Source organism: Muricoccus vinaceus, assembly GCF_042433125.1.
Classification (GTDB): Bacteria; Pseudomonadota; Alphaproteobacteria; order Acetobacterales; family Acetobacteraceae; genus Roseomonas; species Roseomonas vinacea.
Map to the genome: position 1 here is coordinate 1 of NZ_JBHLVZ010000134.1, position 2404 is coordinate 2404.

Below are 2404 nucleotides of genomic sequence, written 5' to 3' on the forward strand. Positions count from 1 at the left end.
GATCAGCCAATTTCACGCGTCACAGCAGGCGTCGACGATGCTCTTGTAGGTGTCGAGGACGCGGTTGCTGAGCTTGTTGGCGCGTAGAAGGGCCCAGGCGTTCTCGACCGGGTTCAACTCGGGCGCATAGGGCGGCAGGTGCGGAAGCGTGATGTTCTCGGGCACACGCAGTTGTCCGCCGGTTTGGTGCCAGCCCGCGCCGTCCAGGACGAGCACCGCATGGGAGCCGTGGCTCGCTTGGGTGCTGATCTCGGCCAGATGCAGGTTCATCATGGCGGCGTTGGCGGCGGGCAGCACGAGGCCTGCGCCAATGCCGCGGGCGGGACAGACGGCGCCGAACAGACAGGCCCAGGTATAGCGCTGGTCCCGCGGCGCCGGGGGACGTGAGCCGCGTTCGGCCCAGACGCGGGCGAGCGTGCCCTGCTGACCCACGCGGGCCTCGTCTTACATGAGGGTTCAGGCGTCAAGGGCGTTCTGGGCGGCGGATCTCCTTATCTGCTGGTGTCGTTAGCTGGGTGTGTGGGGTCCGGGGTAGTCTGCACTGCAGCTACAGCTGCATCACCTTACATGCGGTCGGGTCCATGTGGATCCCGTACCATAATGCCTCATGCACGAGGCGTAGCCCCGGTAGGGCGCGACCAACCTGCCACTCGGCAGTTTGCGATGACCATTGACGAAGACGGCCGCACTCCCTCCCCATTGCTGCTGGCGCTATCGTGCCGGCAGCAATTCCTATGCCCTCGCGCGAACAGCCACACCGTCGGGTATCTGCCCGGTTTCGGTGTAGCGCCACAGCGCGATCAGCAGCTTTCTAGCCATTGCGACGATCGCGATCCGCCGCGTGCGCCCTTGCAGCGTCCCGACCCGGGTGCGGAACCATGCTGCCAGCGCGCTCCCCGGCTGATAGCGTAGCCAGAGCCAGGCAAGCTGGACCATGGTCGTGCGCGCCCGCGGGTTCCCAGAGCGTCCGATGCGCCGGTCGCGGTCCATGGTTCCACTCTGGTATGGTGTTGGTGTTAGGCCGACGTAGCTGGCCAACTGCTTACGATTGCTGAACGGGCGATACAGCACCTCTCTCACCAGCACAGCGGCAAAGTTCTCGCCGATGCCTCGGATCCGTTGGAGAATTGTGACCTTCTGCGAGGCAGCTTCGTCGGGTGCCGCTGCGAGCGTTGCAGTCCGCTCAGCGTCAGCCTCACGGATCAACTCCATCGTTAAAACCAGCCGCCGGCGAAGTCGGTGCAACTCGGCCAACAGGTGCGGCGGCATGGCCCGACCGTCACCACTCCGCAGCGCATTGAGGTCGCGCTCCCAAGTGCGTAACGACGGCCTCTGCCGAATGCCCTGTGTCGCAAGCAGGGCGAGGATGCGGTTCTCGAACCGCGTGCGATCCTGAACCAGCTGCTCCCGCTCGCGATGCGGTCGCTTGGCGTCCTCCTCCTCCGGTGTGGGTACTCTTACCATGCTGCAGACTTGGTGGTCCCCACCGACATAGGCGGCCAACACGCGCAGCAGGCCCTCCGCGTCAAGCCGGTCCGTTTTGGCCCGGCGTGCCCGGCGGTTCACCAGAATGCTTGTCGGTTCGACGACGTAGGTCAGCACCCCATTCGCGGTCAGCAATCGGTGCAACCAGAAGCCATCCCGTCCTGCCTCGAAGCAGCAGACGAGTTGGGCAACCTGGTCAAGCCCGTTGACCCTTCGGGCACGCAGGTCGCCGACTAGCGTTAGCAGTGCCTTACTGTCACCGGCATCAATGCGGTGCATTCGGCTCTTGGCAGCTCCAGGCAGGCGCGTGCCGACGAGCCACACCGAAGTGCTGAACTCGATGGCAATGTGGATGATGTTATCGTTCGATGGCACGGCAGTGGCTCCGGTCTGATGGCGGACACCTGCCAGTCTGAACGGCTAGACCAAGCAATGTCTGCTCTCATAGCATCTGCCACCAGACCTCTGCGCCTGGGCGTCGTGGCCGGAGTGCTGGGGGCGTGTCACCAGGCGTCGGAACCCCAGGCGGCGCAGCACGTCGCCGACGCTGCGCTCGGCCAGCACCACACCGAAGCGGGCCGCGATGACGCGCGCCAGATCTGTCCGCCTCCAGCGGACCACACCATGCTCGGCCAGGTCCGGACCCTGCCGAACCAGCCCGGCCAGCGCCGCCTCCTGCTCCGGCGAGAGGCGTGGCTTGGGGCCACGCTCGCCGGACCGGCCCAACAGCCCGGCAAGGCCTTCGGCTTTGTCCGGCGAACCCCTTGACGTAGCGATGCACCCAGTCCTGCAGCGTCTGACGGTCCATGCCTGCGGTCCGCGCCGCCTCCGTGCGCGATGCCCTCTCCAGCACCCATGCCAAGGCCAACATCCGACGTGCAGCCGAGCCATTGCGCGAGCGTCCCGCCGCGCGCCGCAG

At 66.1% G+C, this 2404-nt stretch carries 1 protein-coding gene and 2 pseudogenes; all 3 read right to left on the reverse strand.

Features of this window, described 5'->3' with window-relative positions:
* Positions 1 to 15: 15 nt before the first annotated feature.
* Positions 16 to 444, reverse strand: a pseudogene (locus ACFFIC_RS29950) (IS630 family transposase); the annotation flags it as partial.
* A gap of 288 nt (positions 445 to 732) precedes the next feature.
* Complete coding sequence (locus tag ACFFIC_RS29955; RefSeq protein ID WP_377057275.1) at positions 733 to 1860, reverse strand: IS110 family RNA-guided transposase; 1128 nt, start codon at positions 1858 to 1860, stop codon at positions 733 to 735.
* 93 nt (positions 1861 to 1953) lie between these two features.
* A pseudogene (locus ACFFIC_RS29960) lies at positions 1954 to 2404 on the reverse strand (winged helix-turn-helix domain-containing protein); the annotation flags it as partial.